Origin of the sequence: Pseudomonas sp. TWI929, assembly GCF_039673335.1 — a bacterium.
Lineage (GTDB): Bacteria > Pseudomonadota > Gammaproteobacteria > Pseudomonadales > Pseudomonadaceae > Aquipseudomonas.
The window spans coordinates 1-16,565 of sequence record NZ_JBDJLK010000015.1; the positions used below are offsets into that span (position 1 = coordinate 1).

At 65.7% G+C, this 16,565-nt stretch carries 13 protein-coding genes; 4 read left to right on the forward strand and 9 right to left on the reverse strand.

Translation table 11 applies throughout. From position 1 onward, the window contains the following. Window positions 1–121: 121 nt before the first annotated feature. From ABE456_RS09145 to ABE456_RS09165, 5 genes are all read right to left on the reverse strand, one after another. Window positions 122–1,351 carry an NADH:flavin oxidoreductase gene (locus ABE456_RS09145; RefSeq protein ID WP_346643607.1) on the reverse strand — a complete coding sequence of 410 codons (1,230 nt, stop codon included), beginning with the start codon at window positions 1,349–1,351 and terminating at the stop codon, window positions 122–124. Window positions 1,352–1,380: 29 nt separating this feature from the next. After that, window positions 1,381–3,021, reverse strand: a complete 1,641-nt coding sequence (locus ABE456_RS09150) for a DUF1302 family protein (protein ID WP_346643608.1) — start codon at window positions 3,019–3,021, stop codon at window positions 1,381–1,383. A 71-nt stretch (window positions 3,022–3,092) separates the two neighbouring features. Next, window positions 3,093–4,685: a FadD3 family acyl-CoA ligase gene (locus tag ABE456_RS09155; RefSeq protein ID WP_346643609.1), complete on the reverse strand. Its 1,593-nt coding sequence runs from the start codon at window positions 4,683–4,685 to the stop codon at window positions 3,093–3,095. A gap of 20 nt (window positions 4,686–4,705) precedes the next feature. Further along, window positions 4,706–5,728, reverse strand: a complete 1,023-nt coding sequence (locus tag ABE456_RS09160) for a ferredoxin--NADP reductase (protein ID WP_346643610.1) — start codon at window positions 5,726–5,728, stop codon at window positions 4,706–4,708. A gap of 26 nt (window positions 5,729–5,754) precedes the next feature. After that, complete coding sequence (locus ABE456_RS09165; RefSeq protein ID WP_346643611.1) at window positions 5,755–6,942, reverse strand: acyl-CoA dehydrogenase family protein; 1,188 nt, start codon at window positions 6,940–6,942, stop codon at window positions 5,755–5,757. A 207-nt stretch (window positions 6,943–7,149) separates the two neighbouring features. Between ABE456_RS09165 and ABE456_RS09170 the strand changes: the two genes are divergently transcribed. The 4 genes from ABE456_RS09170 (at window position 7,150) to dmpG (ending at window position 10,771) form a co-directional block, all read left to right on the forward strand. Continuing rightward, entirely contained in the window at window positions 7,150–7,923 is a 774-nt protein-coding gene (locus ABE456_RS09170; protein WP_346643612.1) for a glucose 1-dehydrogenase, read from the forward strand. Window positions 7,924–8,000: 77 nt separating this feature from the next. Further along, complete coding sequence (locus tag ABE456_RS09175; RefSeq protein ID WP_346643613.1) at window positions 8,001–8,792, forward strand: fumarylacetoacetate hydrolase family protein; 792 nt, start codon at window positions 8,001–8,003, stop codon at window positions 8,790–8,792. A gap of 22 nt (window positions 8,793–8,814) precedes the next feature. Next, window positions 8,815–9,738 (forward strand): acetaldehyde dehydrogenase (acetylating), encoded by a 924-nt coding sequence (locus tag ABE456_RS09180; protein ID WP_346643614.1) that lies wholly within the window; start codon window positions 8,815–8,817, stop codon window positions 9,736–9,738. 10 nt (window positions 9,739–9,748) lie between these two features. Continuing rightward, on the forward strand, window positions 9,749–10,771 hold the full coding sequence (dmpG, locus tag ABE456_RS09185; RefSeq protein ID WP_346643615.1) for a 4-hydroxy-2-oxovalerate aldolase: 1,023 nt from the start codon (window positions 9,749–9,751) through the stop codon (window positions 10,769–10,771). A 316-nt stretch (window positions 10,772–11,087) separates the two neighbouring features. Here the strand turns inward: dmpG and ABE456_RS09190 are convergent, their stop codons facing one another. From ABE456_RS09190 to ABE456_RS09205, 4 genes are all read right to left on the reverse strand, one after another. Next, a complete protein-coding gene (locus ABE456_RS09190; RefSeq protein WP_346643616.1) occupies window positions 11,088–11,921 on the reverse strand; it encodes an SDR family oxidoreductase in 834 nt (277 codons plus the stop codon). 12 nt (window positions 11,922–11,933) lie between these two features. Then, the gene (locus ABE456_RS09195) at window positions 11,934–12,701 is read right to left on the reverse strand and encodes an SDR family oxidoreductase (protein WP_346643617.1); all 768 of its coding nucleotides are present in this window, start codon (window positions 12,699–12,701) and stop codon (window positions 11,934–11,936) included. Between the two features lie 93 nt (window positions 12,702–12,794). After that, window positions 12,795–14,030, reverse strand: a complete 1,236-nt coding sequence (locus ABE456_RS09200) for a helix-turn-helix transcriptional regulator (protein WP_346643618.1) — start codon at window positions 14,028–14,030, stop codon at window positions 12,795–12,797. 156 nt (window positions 14,031–14,186) lie between these two features. Beyond that, complete coding sequence (locus ABE456_RS09205) at window positions 14,187–16,532, reverse strand: MMPL family transporter (protein WP_346643673.1); 2,346 nt, start codon at window positions 16,530–16,532, stop codon at window positions 14,187–14,189. Window positions 16,533–16,565 lie beyond the last annotated feature (33 nt).

Below are 16,565 nucleotides of genomic sequence, written 5' to 3' on the forward strand. Positions count from 1 at the left end.
TCGCGAAAGGGCCGCGAAGCAGCCCCAGGGTTTCAGCACAGATGCACAAATTGCTGGGGCTGCTTTGCAGCCCTTTCGCGACGCAAGGCCGCTCCCACACAAGCGATGCGGCGCTTTTCAGTCAGCCAGCAGCGCGCTGGCTATTGAGCTTCGCATCCCCCGGCTGCCCCAGTACACACGAGGTGCCACCCGGGGTATACATCATCGCCACGCAGCGGTTGCACGCGGTGCAGATCGAATTGCGGCTCGCGCCGCTGGCCAGCTTGTTCACGTAGTCGGGCTCGGCGATCAACACCCGCCCCATGGCCACCAGGTCAAAGCCCTCGGCCATCACCTGCTCGATACTCGCCAGGCTCTTGGCCCCGCCCAGGTACGCCAGTGGCATTTTCACCGCTGCACGCACCTTGCGCGCATGTTCCAGCAGGTACAGCTCGCGAAACTCCACCACCGGGTCCATGCGCCGCTGCAGCGCCATTGCCAGGGCAATCACCGGGTTTTTCTGCTGCACGCGGTTCTCCTTGGGGAACGACGAGCCGAACATGGTGGTGATCGACTCGGCGTTCATCCCGGCGCTGAGCACCAGCAGGTGCGCGCCCTCCTGCTCCAGCATGCGCGCGATCTGCGCGCCGTCCTCGGCGCTGTTACCCGCGCGCACGCCCTCGGTAATGCTGTACTTGCACACCACCGCCAGGTCCTGGCCAACCGCATCCAGCACGGCGCGCAGCACCCGGCGCGGGAAGCGCAGGCGGTTCTCCAGGCTACCGCCGTACTGGTCGCGGCGCTTGTTGTACAGCGGCGAGATGAACTGGCTGAGCAAATAGCCATGGCCCATGTGGATTTCCACCGCATCGAAACCGGCCTCGCGGGCCAGGCGCGCGCCCTGGGCAAAGTCGCGCACCACCTGCTGCATGTCGGCCTCGTTCATGGCCTGCTTGAGGAACATGCCGCTCATCATGCCGATCTTGTTGAAGCCGCCACTGGCCGACAGCGGCCTGGGGGTGGAACGCTCGCGAATGAAGGTAAAACAACCGCCGTGGGTGATCTGCGCACTGGCCAGGCCGCCTTCGCGGTGTACTGCGTCGGTCAGCGCCTTGAAATGCGGCAGGCTGTCGCGCTCCAGGATCAGCTGGTTGGGCAGCGTGCGGCCGTCGCGGCTGACCGCGCAGTAGGCCACCGTGGTCAGCGCCACGCCACCGCTGGCAAGGCCCGCATGCAGCTTGGCCAGTTGCCGGGAGGGTACGCCCTGGGCGCTCATGCCCTCGTTGGTGGCGGCCTTGATGAAGCGGTTTTTCAGGGTCAGCGGGCCGATGCTGACCGGGCTGAACGGCGATCGGTTGGAGGTGTGGTTCATGGCAGGCCTTGTCCTCGGTGCAATAGGGCTCAGAAGGTGTACTTGGCGTTGAACGACAGGTAGTCGCGGTCCGCCAGCAGGCGGCCCTGGGCAATGTCCGGCGAGCTCAGGTAGGCGACGTAGGTCAGGCCAACCTGGAAATTGCCCAGGTACTTGAAATCGCCACCCACGGTCAGGCGCTTCTCGTCACGGCCCAGGCCCTGGTAGGCGCTGCCGTCGACGTTCTGCTGCCAGATCACGCGGGTGGTCAGGTCCAGGCCATCGGCGATGGACGGGTAATCCATGTAGGCGCCAACGCCGAGCAAGGTTGAGCCACGGGTCTGGATGCTGGATTGGAATTCGTCAAAGCGGCCATCAACACCGGCACCGCCGCCGCTGATGACCAGGGTGTCGACCCCCTCGATGTACTGATGCACCACTTCGCCCATGAAGGTGGTCTGCTGGGCCAGCCAGCTCGGGCCGAGGATGTACGAGGCGTTGAGGTTGCCCTGCCAGATCTGCCCGGTGGTCGGCGCACCATTGTTCAAATACACCGAGGCACCGTCGCGGTAGCTGAGGTCGCCGGCGTACTGCACCGAATCACCCACCTTGGAACTGAAGCTGACCCCGGTCAGCTCGACATCCTCGAAATAACCCAGGCGATAGGCCGGCGCTGCGCCGGTATTGGCGCGCTGGCTGATGCGCGAATTCGACGAATAGTGGGTTTGCCCGGTGAAGTCGAAGTACAGCGAGCCAACCCGCTCGTGATAGCGGTAGTGGAACAGCCCCACCTCGGTGTTCTCGGTAACCCGGTTGCGCACGCCCATGCCCCATTGGCCGCTGTCGCGTGGCTTGACCTCGCCGGCATAGTTGACGCCGGTGAAGGTCTTGTCCGGCAGGCTGTTTATCACCCCCGCACCGAGCCGGAAGAACTCAGCGCCCGGGCCAAAGTAGTCGCTGCCGAAATAGTCGCCGACCGGGTTGAGCTCGGTTTTCTCCCACTCGTACTGGTAGAAGCCGACCAGCGCCAGGTCCTCGTTCAACGACCAGGAGGCCGAAACCTGGCCTACCGGCAAGTAGGCGTCCTTGGCCTCGGTGCCCGGCACGTTGAACTTGGTCGCGTCCACTGGCGCCTGGCCCTGGCTGATGTTGGCCCAGAACAGGCTCTCGCCCCAGGCCACCAGGTGGCGGCCAGCTTTCACCGACAGGTACTGGGTTTCGCCCAGCTCGTAGTTGCCATACACGTAGGCATCGAGCAACCGCGCCTTGCTGCCGCTCAGGCGCCGGGTGTCTTCGACAAAGCCATCCGGCCGGCCAACCTTGTTCACCGTCAGCGGCGAGTCGTTGGCGTTGCGCTCGTGGTAGACGTCGTCGTAGAAGTGGCTGCCGCGCACCACCGCACCCACGTTGTCATGACGCAGGCGCAGTTCACCGAACAGGCTGAGCCGGTTGGTAATCAACGACCCGCGCTTGAAATTGCGCGTGCCGTCGTCGTTGTTGATGTCGTCGAGGTACTGGTTGGCCTGTTTGGCGGTACGCATCGACGCGGTGTAGTTGACCGTGAGCGATGAGTCCAGGGTGGTGTCCTCCCCCAGTTCCAGGGTTGGCCCGGCGCTCGCGCCGCCACTGGCCAGGCCGATGGCCACGGCCAGCCAGCGGCGCCGGGCCAGGCCCGTGTTCGACGTAGACATGCTGCTCTCCTTTGTTGTTATTGTTTTGTTCGTCCGTTTGCTGCAGGTTCAGGCTTGGCCCACCGCGGCGCTCATGCCTGGGCCACGACGGCCCTCAAATCGTTCTTGGCGACCTTGTTCGACGGGTTCAGCGGCAGCGCCGGGAAGAACCGCACCTGGCGCGGCACCTTGTAGTTGGCCATGCGCTCGCGGCTCCAGCCGATCAGCGCCTGCTCGTCCAGTTGCTGCCCCTCGCGCAGCACCACGCAGGCACAACCGACTTCGCCCATGCGCGCATCGGCAATGCCGATTACCGCTACCTGGGCGATAGCCGGGTGCGCCAGCAGCGCGGCTTCGATCTCTGCCGGGTAGCAGTTGAAGCCACCGACGATGTACATGTCCTTGAGGCGGTCGGTGATTGCCAGGTTGCCCTGCGGGTCCAGGCGCCCGACGTCGCCGGTGTGCAACCAGCCCTCGGCATCGATGGCCTCGGCGGTGGCGGCCGGGTCCTGGAAGTACCCCTGCATGATGTGGAAGCCGCGCAGGCAGATTTCCCCGGTCTCGCCCCGGGGCAAGGCGCGGTTGGCCGCGTCGCGGATGCTCACTTCGGTGCCCGGCAACGGCTGTCCGCTGGTGCCGGCAATGACTTCGGCCGGTGCCTGCGGGTCGCACAGGGTGGCCAGGCCACCGCATTCGGTCAGGCCATAGGCAGTGGTGACCACGCTGAAACCCAGCTCGTTGCGCATGCGCTCGATCAGGCTGGGCGGGATGCTCGCCGAGCCGGTCACGGCAATGCGCAGGCTCGACAAATCGGTTTGCGCCAGGCGTGGGTGGGCCAGCAGCGACAGGTACAAGGTCGGCGCCCCCGGCAGTACGCTGATGCGCTCGCGGGCAATGCGCTGGAACACCGCCTCGGCATCGAACACCGCGTGCGGCAGGATGGTTGCCCCGGCAATCAGGCAGGTCAGCCAGCCGGCCTTGTAGCCAAAGGCATGGAAGAACGGGTTGACGATCAGGTAGCGGTCACCGGGCACCAGCCCCAGCACCCTCACGTACTCGGAGAATGCGCGCAGGTTCTGGCCATGGGCGCTCATCACCCCCTTGGGTTTGCCGGTGGTGCCCGAGGTGAACAGCAAGTCGCAGATGGCCTCGGGCTGGATGCTCAGGGCCCTGCGCTGGGCCGTGAGTTTTTCGATGGTCGCGGCGCCGACAAGAAACTGCGCGTAGCTCAGGTCCTGCGTGGTTGCCAGCTGCTCGCAGGCGAAGATCACCTGATGCTCCAGGGTGGCTGGGCGATGTGGCGCGAGCAATGCCGGGTAATCGACCTCCAGGAAGCGCTGCTGCACGAACAGTACCCGGCAACCACTGCGGCCCAGCACATCAGCGGCCTCGGCGCCCTTCATGCGGGTATTGACCGGCACCAGCACGGCGCCGGCGCAATGGATGCCCAGCGCCGCCAGGATCCACTCGCGGCCGTTGGGGGCCCACAGGCCGACCCGGTCACCCGGCTGGATGCCCAGCGCCATCAGGCCGCGGGTAACTTGCAGCACCTGTGCTGGCAGGTCGGCATAGTCCAGGCGCTCGCCATTCTCTTCGATGGCGGCATGGCCGGCAAAGCGTTGCGCGCTGGCAAACAGCAGTTGGGCAATGGTGGCAGGCGCAGCGGTGTTCAGGATCGGATTCATGCGAAATTCGCTCATCGGCATCACTCGGGAAAGCGGATACGCAGCACGGGGCTGGTGGGGACCGCCTGGCAGGCCAGGATCCAGCCTTCGGCCAGTTCGCCGGCATCCAGGGCATCGTTGTGCAGCAACTCGACTTCGCCGCTCTCCAGGGTGCACATGCACGAGGCGCAACCACCCACGCGGCAGGCACTGGGCGGGTTGAGGCCGGCGCGTTGCATGGCATCGAGCAGCGTCTCGCCACTGGCGCAGTCCAGGCTGTGGTCGGCGCCGTCCAGGCGTACGGCCAGCTGCGCGGCCATCGCTGCCTCGCTCTGGCTGGCCTGGGGCAGCTCGCCTTCACCCGGCAGCGACACGAAGCGTTCCACATGCACCCGGCCAGCGGGCATGCCGAGGCTGGCCAGCGCCTGCACGGCGGCATCCATGAACGGTGCCGGGCCGCAGATGAAGGCCTGGGCGTCCAGCATTGGCCGGGCCAGCTCGGCCAGTTGTGCCACGCTCGGTACGCCTTGCAGCGAGTCCAGCCAATGCACCACCTGCAGCCGCTGTGGGTGGACGGCGGCAAGCATGCGCAGCTCATCGCGGAAGATCACCGAGTGTTCGTCGCGGTTGGCATAGATCAGCAGCACCCGCCCCTGCCCGGCCAGCAGCGCCGAACGCAGGATCGACAGCACCGGCGTCACCCCGCTGCCGCCACCGAACAGCAGCAAGTCGCCTTGCAGGTCGCGCGGCACGAACACCCCGGCCGGCGGCAGGACCTCCAGGGTCTGGCCTTCCTGCAGTTGCTCACACAGCCAGTTCGAGGCGCGCCCGTCACGCACCCGCTTGATGGTCACCCGCAGTGGTTCATCGAGCAGCGGCGTGCTCGACAGCGAATAGCAGCGCGGCAGCCAGCCGCCGTCGAACGGTACGCGCAGGGTCAGGAACTGCCCCGGTTTGTAGTGAAAGCGCTCGGCCAGCGACGCGGGCACGTCGAACACCAGCGAACGGGCGTCGGCGGTTTCCTCGATCACCCGCGCCACGCGCAAGGCAAGATAGTCATTCATGGTTCAGGTACTCGCTGTCACCCGGCTCAGACGAATGGATCGGGGTTGGGCAGGCCCAGCTGCACCGCGCCGAAGCTGCGCCCGTAGGCCATGAAGTTGTTGGCGATATGCCCGCGCGCCTGGTGCAGGTCGCGGAACAGCCGCGCCACCGGGTTGCTGTTGTACAGCCCCGAAGCGGCCATGCTGCGCAGCAGGTCGCTGGCCCGCTCGGCACAAATGTTGGTGACGTAGGACGACTGGTAGCGGTACAGCAGGCGGGTTTCGGTGTCCGGGTACTCGCCGGCACGCGCCAGTTGCATCAGGTGCTCGTAGTTGCGTTCCAGTACCAGCTTGAGGCTGTCGACGGTAATCACGGCTTCGGCCACTGCCGTTTGCGCGACCGGGTCGTCGGCGGTGCGCGCGCCGTGCTTGCCGATGTGCTGGGCGGCGTTCTCGCGGAAGGTATTGATTGCCCCTTGCAAGGCGCCGATGGCCGACGTCGAGACCGCGCGGGAGAACACCTGGGCGAACGGGATGGCATAGATCGGGTTGGTGTTGACCAGGCGCCCCGGCGTCGCTTCGATCTGCCAGTTGTTGGTGCGTTGCACGCGGTGGGCAGGGACGAAGGCATCCTCGACCACGATGTCGTGGCTACCGGTGCCGCGCAGGCCCAGCACGTCCCAGTTGGGTTCGATACGGTAGTCGGCGCGTGGCAGCAGGAAGGTGCCATGCTCGCTGGCAAAGTCGCCATCGGCCGGCAGGATGCCGCCCAGCAACACCCATTGGCAATGTTCACTGCCGCTGGAGAAGCCCCAGCGCCCGCTGATGCGGTAGCCACCCGGCACCACGCTGACCTTGGCCGCCGGCATGTAGGTGGAGGAAATCAGCGCGCCATGGTCCTGCTCCCAGACCTCGCGCTGCGCCTCGATCGGGTAGCGCGCCACCTGCCAGGGGTGCACGCCCATCACGCCATAGACCCAGGCGGTCGACATGCAGCCTTCGGCAAGGATCATCTGGATTTCGAAGAAGGTCCGCGGGTCGACTTCGTAACCGCCGAAGGCGCGCGGCTGCAGGGCGCGCAGCAAGCCCGCCGCCTGCAGCTCGTCGATGGTCTGGTCGGGAATGCGCAGGTCGCGCTCGGCCTGTGCCGCGCGGGCCTTGAGCTGCGGCAGCAAGCGCCGCGCTCGTTCGATCAGTTCGACTTCTTCCTGGGTCTTTTCTCGCAAGCTGTGCATCACTGGTCTCTCCCGGTCTCGCTGCGCCACTGCGCGAGCTGGGATCGATCATCAGGGCGGCCAGGCGATCGTTCATCGTCAAAGCGGACTAGTGCTGGCGCGCCCTGGGCGCTAGTCCGTTGAGACGATGTACGCCCTCGCTGGCATGACCATAGTCAGCCCCATCCAGAGCCCTGAGACCCTGAGACCCTGAAAGGAGAAACCGCCATGAGCATCCTGCAACGATTCCGTATCGACGGCGGCGTCGCCATCGTCACCGGCAGTGGCCGTGGCATCGGCCGCGCCATTGCCCTGGCCTATGCCGAAGCCGGCGCCGATGTGGTATGCGCCGCGCGCTCGCTGGATGATGTCCAGGCAGTGGCCGAGGAAATCCGCGCGCTGGGCCGCAATGCACTGGCGTTCGCCTGTGATGTCAACGACAGCGAGCAGCGCCAGGCCCTGGTGCGCCAGAGCCATGAGCACCTCGGCCGCATCACCCACCTGGTCAACAATGTCGGCGGTGGCGGCCCCAACGACCCACTCAGCCTTAGCCCGGAGCTGTTCGACGAGATCCTGCGCTTCAACGTTTCCAGCGCCTACGCGTTCTGCCAGCTGTGCGTACCGCTGATGCGCGACGCCGGTGGCGGCAACATCGTCAACATCAGCTCGGTGGCGGCGCGTTACTCGCAGCGCCACTTCAGCGCCTACGGTACGGCCAAGGCGGCGCTCAGCCACCTGACCCGCCTGCTGGCCCAGGACTTCGCGCCACAGGTGCGGGTCAATGCAGTGGCCCCCGGCCCTACCCTGACGGCCGCGCTGAACAGCGTGATGCCGGCCGCCATGCGCCAGACCATGGAGGCCAACACCCCGCTGCAGTGCCTGGGCAGCCCGGAAGATATCGCCGCCGCTGCGCTGTACCTGGCCTCGCCTGCTTCCGCCTGGGTCACCGGCAAGATCATCGATGTCGACGGTGGCGCCGATTCCAGCGTCTGGGTTGGCTGATATCCCCGTTTTCTCAAGCCGGCCTCCCTTTTGCTCGGGCCGGCTTTTTTTATTCCCTCAAACAGAGAGCCCCCGCCATGGACGCCCATCTGATCCAAGCGCTCGGCGACGAGCTGTTCAACGCCCTGCGCGGCCGCCAGACCTTGCAACCGCTGACCCGCCGCTACCCGGCCCTGACCCTCGACCAGGCCTACCGCATCTCGCTGGCCTTCCTGCAGCGGCGCGAAGCCCTGGGCGAGCGCGTGGTTGGCAAGAAAATCGGGGTAACCAGCCGCGCCGTGCAGGAAATGCTCGACGTGCACCAGCCGGATTTCGGTTTTCTCACCGACGCCATGCAAGTGGAGGATGGCAGCGAGGTCAGCCTGGCCCGGCACCAGTTGATCCAGCCACGCGCCGAAGGTGAGATCGCCTTCATGCTCGGCGAAGACCTGCACGGCCCAGGCATTACCGCCGAGGACGTACTGGCCGCGACGCAGTGGGTGATGCCTTGCTTCGAGATCGTCGACTCGCGCATTGACAACTGGCAGATCCGCATCCAGGACACCGTGGCCGACAACGCCTCGTGCGGCGTGTTCGCCCTCGGCAAGCAACGCCTCGACCCACGCACGCTGGACCTGGCCAAGGTGCAGATGCAACTGCTGAAAAACGGCCAGCCGGCCGGCAGCGGCCTGGGCTCGGCAGTACAAGGCCACCCCTGCGCGGCGGTGGCCTGGCTGGCCAACACCCTCGGCGAACTGGGCATCCCGTTCCGCCGAGGCGAAATCATCCTTTCCGGCGCCTTGGCGCCGTTGGTGCCGGTCACTGCCGGCGACCGTATCAGCCTGAGCATGAGCGGGCTGGGCCAGTCCAGCCTGCGCTTCGTGCCCTGAACTTTTCCCTGGAGCCATGAACATGAGCAAGAAGATCCGATGTGCATTGATCGGGCCGGGCAATATCGGCACCGACCTGCTGTACAAACTCAAGCGCAGCGAGGTACTGGAGCCGGTCTGGATGGTGGGTATCGATGCCAGCTCCGAAGGCCTGGCACGCGCCCGCGAAATGGGCCTGAAAACCACCGCAGAGGGCGTCGACGGCCTGCTGCCGCATGTGCTCGAAGACAACATCCAGATCGCCTTCGATGCCACCTCGGCCTACGTGCATGCGCAGAACAGCCACAAGCTCAATGCCCTTGGCGTACTGATGATCGACCTCACGCCAGCGGCCATCGGCCCCTATTGCGTGCCACCGGTCAACCTCAAGGCCAACCTCGGCCTGGGGGTGATGAACGTGAACATGGTCACCTGCGGCGGCCAGGCGACCATCCCGCTGGTGGCGGCGGTATCCAGCGTGCAGCCGGTGGCCTATGCCGAGATCATCGCCACCGCCGCCTCGAAATCGGTAGGCCCGGGTACGCGCAAGAACATCGACGAGTTCACCCGCACCACCGCCAGCGCAGTGGAACAGGTGGGCGGTGCCAGGCAGGGCAAGGCAATCATCATCATCAACCCGGCCGAGCCGCCGCTGATCATGCGTGACACCGTGCACTGCCTGACCGACGACGAACCCGACCAGGACGCGATCCGCGCCGCCATCGAGGCAATGATCACGCAGGTGCAGCGCTATGTCCCGGGCTACCGGCTGGTCAACGGCCCGGTGTTCGACGGCAAGCGCGTGTCGATCTTCATGGAGGTGGAAGGCCTGGGCGACTACCTGCCGCGCTACGCCGGCAACCTCGACATCATGACGGCGGCAGCGGCGCGTACCGCCGAGCTGTTCGCCGAGGAAATCCTCAAGGGCGAGCTGGTGCTGCGCCCTGCCCCCACTGCCCTGGCCTAAGGAGCTCAGCATGGACCTCAACGGCAAACGCATTACCGTACATGACATGTGCCTGCGCGACGGCATGCACCCCAAGCGGCACCAGATCAGCCTCGACGAAATGCAGCGCATCGCCTGCGGCCTGGATGCCGCCGGGGTGCCGCTGATCGAGGTGACCCATGGCGATGGCCTGGGCGGCAGCTCGGTCAACTATGGCTTCCCGGCGCACAGTGACGAGGCCTACCTGTCGGCGGTGATCCCGCTGATGAAGCAGGCCAAGGTGTCGGCGTTGCTGCTGCCGGGCATCGGCACGGTGGAACACCTGAAAATGGCCCATGGCCTGGGCGTGAGCACCTTACGGGTGGCCACCCACTGTACCGAGGCCGATGTTAGCGAGCAGCACATCGCCCATGCCCGGCACCTGGGCATGGACACCGTGGGTTTCTTGATGATGGCGCACATGAACAGCCCCGAAGGCCTGGCCACCCAGGGCAAGCTGATGGAGAGCTACGGCGCCAACTGTATCTACCTGACCGATTCGGCGGGCTATCTGCTGCCGCACCAGGTCAGCGAGCGGGTGGCGGCAATGCGCGCCGCGCTGCGCCCGGAAACCGAGATCGGTTTCCATGGCCACCACAACCTGTCGATGGGCGTGGCCAACTCGATTGCCGCGATCGCGGCCGGTGCCAGCCGTATCGATGCGGCCTGCGCAGGGCTGGGCGCCGGGGCCGGGAACACGCCAATGGAAGTGCTGGTGGCGGTGTGCAAGCGCATGGGCATCGAAACCGGGGTGGATGTATTCGCCATCCAGGACGTGGCCGAGGACTTGGTGGTGCCGATCATGGACTTCCCCATCCGCAGTGACCGCGATGCACTGACCATGGGCTATGCCGGGGTGTATGGCTCGTTCCTGCTGTTCGCCAAGCGTGCCGAGCAGAAGTATGGCGTATCGGCGCGGGAAATCCTGGTGGAGATGGGCCGACGCGGGATGGTAGGTGGCCAGGAGGACATGATCGAAGATACGGCGATGACCCTGGCCAAGCGCCGGGCCTGAGGGCCCATTGGCGGCAGCGGCGTAGATGGCACCGGCTTTGCCGGTGTTCGCGGCTAAAGCCGCTCCCACAGGGCTGCATGGGCCTTGCGCAGTACCGGTGGGGGGCAACTGTCTTGCATTAATCTAGTGGCCTTGCGCTGCCCCTTGTAGGAGCGGCCTTGTGTAGCGAAAGGGCTGCAAAGCAGCCCCAGCAATTTGTGCATCTGTGCTGAAACCCTGGGGCTGCTTCGCAGCCCTTTCGCTACACAAGGCCGCTCCCACAGGGATCGCGCAAGATCTTGGATTTTGAGCAAGACCTGTGGGTGCTGCTTGCCCTTCAACGCCAGTCGGCGACTATCCCATGCTCCAGGGCCAACGCCTGCGCCGCCAAGGTGCGCCGCTGATACTGCTCAGCCTGGGGGTCCGTGGCCAGCCACAACATCACTGCCGCCGGCACCTCGGGCGGGGCACTGCCAGCTCGCAAGGCGATGACGCCGCGCTCGCCGATGGTCACCTTCAACGCCTCGGTGGTCACCACGCCTGGGTTCAAGGTATAGGCACGGATGCCCCGCTCGCCCAGCTCCGTCGACAAAATCCCCGACAACCGCGATACCGCCGCCTTGCCGGCACCGTAGGCATAGCCCCAGCCACCTTTGTCCGCTGCCACCGGCGGGTCGCTCTCGCCGGCACCGGAGGTGACGTTGATCACCACGCCACTGCCCTGCCCCAGCATCCGCTGCACCACCGCCTGGGTCAGCAGGAACGGCGTAAGGATATACCCCGTGAACATCCGCTCCAGGGTCTGCGGCTGCAGCGCCAGGAAGGTCGAATTGAGGTCGTTGCCCTGGTAAATGGCGTTGTTCACCAGCACATCGATACGCCCGTACTCCGCCAGCACCGCTGCACAGGCGTGCTCGGCCGAGCTGCTGTCCAGCAGGTCCATCGGCACTACCAGCACCCGCCCGCCCAGCGCGCGGATTGCCTCGGCCGTGCCGTTGAGGCTGCCCGACAACGGCGCCCCCGTGGCGTCGCGCAAGGCATGCGGGTGCTGTTCGCCTTCTTCGAGCGTGCGTGCGCTGATCGCCAGGTCGTAACCGGCACGGGCAAACGCCAGCGCCGCCGCCCGGCCGATGCCACGGCTGGCACCGGTAATGAAAGCCACTTTATTCATGCTCGATCCTTGTCAGAAACGCGGCGCACGCACCATCGCGTCCATGCCGCCATCGATGAAAACCACGCTACCATGCACGAACGAAGCCTGCTCGGACTGCAGGAACGCCACCAGTGCAGCGATTTCCTCCGGGCGCCCGGCACGCCCCAGCGGCGCGACAAACTCACGTACGGCCTTGCCAAAACGCGCATCATCCAGCGACGCCTGGTGCAACGGCGTTTGCACCGCACCAGGCGCCACCACATTCAAGCGGATGCCCTGTTGGCCCCAGGTTTTTGCCAGGCGCCGGGCGTAATGGGCAATGGCGTATTTGGAGCAGGCATAGGCCACGTGCGGCTGGCCCAGGCCGTTGGCCAGGTCCAGCGCGCGGGCCTCGGCGCCTTCGAGCATCGCCGCAGTCATCGCCTGCTGCTCAGCCCCCGGCTGGGTGGCGGCCACCGAGCCGATCACCAGTGCAGCCGGGTTGCGCCCCTGCGCCAGGGCGCCTTGCAAGCCTTCGAGCAACTGGCTCACGCCAAAGTAGTTGACCGCCAGGATCAAGCCGCAGGACGGTGCCGTCACACCAATCCCGGCGCAGCACACCAGGCCATCGAGCACCCCGCCGCTGCGCTCAAGCACCTCGGCAATGGCCGCCGCACGCCCTTGCGCGGTAGACAGGTCGGCCACCACCTCGGCATTGGCGCGGTCGATGCCGATCACTTCATGGCCTGCCGCACGCAGCGCGGCAGCAACCGCCGCGCCAATGCCCGAGGCACTGCCACTGATAGCTGTAACAGACATAATCAATCTCCAGGATAGGTCTGCCCAGTATCGGCAGAAGCAAAACGCGCCGGCATCGTCCTTGCGGACTAAAACCGGCGCCTCGGCTGCGCCTCAGGCGCTGCGCGCATTGGCCACGGCCAGCTGTGGTGGCGGCACCTTGAGGCGTTCGACCGCCTTCAGTGCAACCTTGGGCTTGCCCAGGGCGACCACACTGTTGAGCAGGATGCGCACCAGTTCGGTCTGCCGGCGCACCCCGGTCTTGGAGAAAATCGAGCGCAAATGCGCACGCGCCGTGTTGCGGCGAATATTCAACTCTTCGGCAGCTTCTTCCAGCGACAAGCCGTTGGCCAGCTCCATGGCCAGTGCGGTTTCGGCACGGGTCAGGTTGAACAGCTGCTTGGTTACCACCTCACTGGCCAGCGACTTGCTCGCGGCATCCCGGATGTACACCAGCGCTGCCGGTTTGCCGCGTTCATCGGCCCAGTCCAGCGACGGGATCGATTCCACCACCAGGCCCAGGTTGACCAACCCCGACGGGCGGGTCACCGACATGGCTTCGGCGCCCTTTGGCGCATCGGCGGAAAACGCCGCTTTGATCAAGCGCTGCAGTTCGCGGTTGTCGCTCGGGTAAGTCGCCTCCAGGCGCCCGCCCACCAGCTTCAGCCCGTCGGCACTGGCCAGGATCTCCTGGGCCACCGGGTTGACCTGCAGCACGCTGCCGCTCTCATCCAGCACCAGCGTGGCCACCGAAAGGCGGCTGATGGCCTGGGAATAGAGTTCGCTGAGCGACTCGCTGCGGTCGAGCAGATTGTGCATCTGCAAGGCCCGGCGCAAGTGCGGCAGGAACATGCCGCACAGGGCGCGCTCATCGGCCGAGAAGTTGGGTTCGCGCTTGGGCCGGGTGATGCGAAAACGCAGTTTGCCGCCATCGGGCGTGGAGATGTCAGCCCCCATCACGTGGTACACGTCCTGTTGGCTGCAGAACATCTTGAAGTAGGCGCTGCGCTCCCACTCGGGGTAGGTCATGACGTCGTCGACCGCGAACACCTGGTCCGGCGGCTGGTTGGCAAAGGGGGTGTTGGTTTGCGGGTAGGTCATGTAGGTAACATCACCAGCCCCTTCAATGTCGCCGGAAATGATCATCACGCCCATGTCCGGCTGGTCTGGCACGCGCAAGATCAAGGTCACGTAGTTGGCGGCGTAGAGGGTGCGGAAGCTGGTCAGCGCGCCGGCCATCAGCTTAGGGTCGAGGGCGCCTTCGTAGACTTCACCAACCAGGCGATCGAAGGTCGCCAGGTCGCAGCCAAGCCTGGCCAGTGCATCATGGGTCAAGACAGCTTTTTCCACAGTCTTCTCCTCGCTCGGGTAAGGCGTGGGCCTTCCCTTGTTATTTTTATAATTTCGGCGCCGGGGCATTGGCCCCATGCAGCTGTCGATGCTCGCGGCACAGTCTCGCCGCCCCGCCCTGGCGCCGACAATAGGGGCGCCAGGGTTTATTTTGTATTACCGGTTATGTCCTCCCGCGCCGCCCACCAACACCGCGTGCTGCGCCGTTTGTCGGGCCACCAATGGGCGCCCGCGGTTGAACCAGGCCGCCAGTGCCGGCAGCAGGAAAATCGCCCCGAGCACGTTGACCAGGAACATGAACGACAGCAGCACGCCCATGTCGGCCTGGAACTTGAGCGGCGCGAACGCCCAGGTGCAAACGCCGATGGACATGGTCAAGGCGGTGAACACGGCGGCGGTACCGCGCTGACACATGGCCAGGTAGAACGCCTCGCGCAGCGCGGCGCCCGCGGCCATCTCGTGCTGAATGCGCTCGTACAGGTAGATGCCGTAGTCCACACCGACCCCGACCCCGAGGGCCATTACCGGCAAGGTGGCAACCTTCAGGCCGATGCCGAGCATGGCCATCAGCGCATTGCACAGGATGGCGACGATGGCCAGCGGTACCAGGATGCACAGCACCGCACGCAGCGACATGAAGGTCAGCCAGCAGAACAGCGCCACCGAGCCGAACAGCGCCGCCAGCATGGTCACTTCGGCGCGCTTGACCGCTTCGTTGGAGGCGGCCATGACGCCGACGTTGCCGCCGGCAAGCAGGAAGTCCACCTTCGGGGTGCGCACGTCGGCAATGATGCGCCGTGCCTCGCCGATGGCATGGCTGATGGTGGCGCCCTCATGGTCGGCAAGGAACACCAGGATCTGCATCTGCTGGCAGCCCTCGGTGACCAGGCCGTCGTCCGGCATGTAGGCCCGTGCGCCTTGGCTCAGGCCACGGGCCGAGCCGGGGATGGCAGCCCAGCGCGGGTTGCCTTCGTTATTGCCGGCGATGACCCGCTTGCCCATGCCGGCCACGCTCTGCACCGACTGCACGCCACTGACTGCACGCATGCGGAAGTCGAAGGCCTCGACCGCGCGCATGACCTCGGGCGACAGGCACCCCTCTTCGATCCCCTTGACCTCGACGAATACCGACAGCACGTCGAGGCCGATCGAGTAGCTGCCGATGATCCGTGCATTGTCCTGGTTGTAGCGCGAATCGCTGCGCAGCTCCGGTGCCCCGGCGCCGATATCGCCCACCGCCAGCTCGCGTGCCTTCCAGGCACCGGCCACCAGCAGCGCCAGGCTCACAGCGAACACCGCCAGCGCCGGGCCCGGCTCGGCCAGCGCCGACAGCCGCCACCACAGGCGGTGGCGCCCGGCTTCACGGGCCTGGGCGCGTTGCAGCGTAGCGGGCTCCAGGTGCAGCCAGGAGAGGATGATCGGCAGCATCAGCTTGTTGGTGATGATCATCAGCATCACACCGATGCAGGCAGTCACCCCCAACTCATGCACGATCGGGATGTCGATCAGCATGATCACGGCAAAACCCAGGGCGTTCATCAGCAACGCCAGCGAGCCGGGGATGAAGATTTTGCAGAAGGCCGAGCGCGCCGCCTGCTGGGCGCTGGCCCCGGCCACCACGTCCTGCTTCCAGGCATTGGTCATCTGTACCGCGTGGGACACGCCAATGGAGAAGATCAGGAACGGCACCAGGATCGACATCGGGTCGATGCCCAGCCCCAGCAGCGGCAACAGGCCCAGCAACCACACCACTGGCAGCAGCGCCACCACCAGGGCGACCAGGGTCAGGCGCCAGGAGCGTGCATACAGCCACAGCAGCAGCGCGGTGATGACGAAGGCGATCACGAAGAAGCCGATCACCGTGTTCAGCCCCTCGACCACATCGCCCACCAGCTTGGCGAAGCCGACGATGCTGATTTCGATGTCGGCGCTGGCGTACTTGTCGCGCAGCGCCTCCAGGCGCTTGGCGACTTCGACATAGTCCACCGGTTTGCCGGTCTGCGGGTCGGTATCCTGCAGGTCGGCACGTACCATCGCCGACTTCAGGTCGTTGGCGACCAACCGGCCGATCTGCCCGGATGCCGCGGCGTTGCTGCGCACCTGGGCGAGGTCGGCAGCACTGCCGTTGAAGCGTGGTGGCACTACCACGTCGCCATAGAAACCTTCCTCGGTGATTTCGATGTAGCGCACGTTGGCGGTGAACAGCGAGGTGACACTGGCGCGATTGACCCCGGAAATGAAGAACACGTCGTCAGTGACCTTGCGCAGGGTGTCGAGGAACTCTGGGTTGTACAGATCGCCCTCGCCTTTCCAGCGCACGCTGACAAGGAAGCGGTTGGCACCGGTGAAGTACTGGCTGAAGCGCAGGAAGTTCACCATGTAGTCATGGCGCACCGGGATCTGCTTGTTGAAACCTGGGTCCAGCTGGGTATGGGTGGCGCTGTAGCCCAGGCCCAAGGTCAGCAGCACGAACAGCAACAGCAGGCCTTTGCGCCCTTTCATCAAGGCGCTGGCAGTGGCCTGGACGCAGCGCGC

Excerpts from the sequence above, each read along its gene's own strand:
- ABE456_RS09145 (WP_346643607.1), bottom strand. The coding sequence starts at position 1,351 with ATGAACCACACCTCCAACCGATCGCCGTTCAGCCCGGTCAGCATCGGC.
- ABE456_RS09165 (WP_346643611.1), bottom strand. The coding sequence starts at position 6,942 with ATGCACAGCTTGCGAGAAAAGACCCAGGAAGAAGTCGAACTGATCGAA.
- ABE456_RS09180 (WP_346643614.1), top strand. The coding sequence starts at position 8,815 with ATGAGCAAGAAGATCCGATGTGCATTGATCGGGCCGGGCAATATCGGC.
- ABE456_RS09170 (WP_346643612.1), top strand. The coding sequence starts at position 7,150 with ATGAGCATCCTGCAACGATTCCGTATCGACGGCGGCGTCGCCATCGTC.
- ABE456_RS09155 (WP_346643609.1), bottom strand. The coding sequence starts at position 4,685 with ATGAATCCGATCCTGAACACCGCTGCGCCTGCCACCATTGCCCAACTG.
- ABE456_RS09160 (WP_346643610.1), bottom strand. The coding sequence starts at position 5,728 with ATGAATGACTATCTTGCCTTGCGCGTGGCGCGGGTGATCGAGGAAACC.
- ABE456_RS09205 (WP_346643673.1), bottom strand. The coding sequence starts at position 16,532 with ATGAAAGGGCGCAAAGGCCTGCTGTTGCTGTTCGTGCTGCTGACCTTG.
- ABE456_RS09190 (WP_346643616.1), bottom strand. The coding sequence starts at position 11,921 with ATGAATAAAGTGGCTTTCATTACCGGTGCCAGCCGTGGCATCGGCCGG.
- dmpG (WP_346643615.1), top strand. The coding sequence starts at position 9,749 with ATGGACCTCAACGGCAAACGCATTACCGTACATGACATGTGCCTGCGC.
- ABE456_RS09195 (WP_346643617.1), bottom strand. The coding sequence starts at position 12,701 with ATGTCTGTTACAGCTATCAGTGGCAGTGCCTCGGGCATTGGCGCGGCG.
- ABE456_RS09150 (WP_346643608.1), bottom strand. The coding sequence starts at position 3,021 with ATGTCTACGTCGAACACGGGCCTGGCCCGGCGCCGCTGGCTGGCCGTG.
- ABE456_RS09175 (WP_346643613.1), top strand. The coding sequence starts at position 8,001 with ATGGACGCCCATCTGATCCAAGCGCTCGGCGACGAGCTGTTCAACGCC.